Source organism: Pseudomonas tehranensis (assembly GCF_014268615.1).
In the GTDB taxonomy this organism is placed as follows: domain Bacteria; phylum Pseudomonadota; class Gammaproteobacteria; order Pseudomonadales; family Pseudomonadaceae; genus Aquipseudomonas; species Aquipseudomonas tehranensis.
Genome location: NZ_JABWQV010000449.1, coordinates 1 through 1,517, shown reverse-complemented (window position 1 = coordinate 1,517; position 1,517 = coordinate 1). Strand labels below are relative to the sequence as shown.

Annotated in this window: 1 protein-coding gene; it reads left to right on the top strand. The window is 60.4% G+C overall.

Annotated elements, in window-relative coordinates:
• The first annotated feature begins 193 nt into the window (after nucleotides 1–193).
• Complete coding sequence (locus HU811_RS26895) at nucleotides 194–1,477, top strand: arsenic transporter (RefSeq protein ID WP_186659142.1); 1,284 nt, start codon at nucleotides 194–196, stop codon at nucleotides 1,475–1,477.
• Nucleotides 1,478–1,517: the final 40 nt, after the last annotated feature.

The window sequence follows — 1,517 nt, the reverse complement described above, 5'->3', positions numbered from 1 at the left end:
AGCGGGAGCAAGCTCCCTCGCCACGGGTTTACTTCAGGCCCAGGCTTTACTGAAGATTCGAAGCTCCCTATATTCGCACTTCGCTCACCCAGACGGTCCGGCACTCAATTCGATGCCTCGAATGTCGTCAAGGTATTCTCCGGTCAGGTACTGCTGATTTCCTCTTCTAAACTCCCTTCCAAGGCTGTTGCGCATGCTCCTCGCGTCGTTGATTTTCCTGCTGACCATTACGCTGGTGATCTGGCAACCCAAGGGGCTTGGCGTTGGCTGGAGTGCGACGCTCGGTGCGGTATTGGCCTTGTTGAGCGGGGTGGTGCAGGTCGGTGATATTGCGCTGGTGTGGCAGATCATCTGGAACGCCACCGGTACGTTTATCGCGCTGATCATCATCAGCCTGTTGCTGGACGAGGCCGGGTTCTTTGCCTGGGCGGCCCTGCATGTGGCTCGATGGGGGCGGGGCAGTGGGCGCAAGCTGTTTGCCTTCATGGTGTTGCTCGGCGCGTTGGTGTCGGCATTGTTCGCCAATGACGGCGCGGCGCTGATCCTGACGCCGATTGTGATTTCGATGCTGCTGGCGCTGCGTTTTTCTCCGGCAGCGACTTTGGCGTTCGTGATGGGCGCCGGCTTCATTGCCGACACGGCGAGCTTGCCGCTAGTGGTGTCGAACCTGGTGAACATCGTTTCGGCCGACTTCTTCAACATCGGCTTCAACCGTTACGCCGCAGTCATGGTGCCGGTGAATCTGGTCAGCGTCGCGGCCAGCCTGGGGATATTGCTGTGGTTTTTCCGGCGTGATATCCCGCGTGATTACGATCCGCATCAACTGGACGATCCGGCGAGTGCGATCCATGACAAGGCAACCTTTTATGCCGGTTGGGCGGTGTTGGCGATCCTGTTGCTGGGCTGCTTTGCCCTTGAGCCTCTGGGGATTCCCATCAGCGCGATTTCCGCCGTTTGCGCGGCGTTGCTGCTGGGCGTTGCGGCCTACGGCCACAAGATTTCCACCCGCAGGGTGATGAAAGAAGCACCGTGGCAGATCGTGATTTTCTCCCTGGGCATGTACCTGGTGGTCTATGGCCTGCGCAACGCCGGGCTGACCGGCTATCTGGCCCAATGGCTCGACGGCTTCGCCGCCTATGGCGTGTGGGGCGCGGCCATGGGCACCGGGCTGTTGACGGCATTGCTCTCATCGGTCATGAACAACCTGCCGACGGTGCTGATTGGTGCGTTGTCCATCGATGCCAGCCAGGCCACTGGTGTGGTGAAGGAGGCGATGATCTACGCCAACGTCATTGGCAGCGACCTGGGCCCGAAAATCACCCCGATCGGCAGTCTGGCGACCTTGTTGTGGTTGCATGTGCTGGCGCGCAAGGATATCCGCATCGGCTGGGGGTATTACTTCAAGGTCGGGATTGTGCTGACGGTGCCGGTGTTGCTGGTGACGTTGGCGGCGCTGGCGGTGCGGTTGTCCGTCTAGACCGAGCTGGCTTCATCGCGAGCAGGCTCGCTCCCACAGG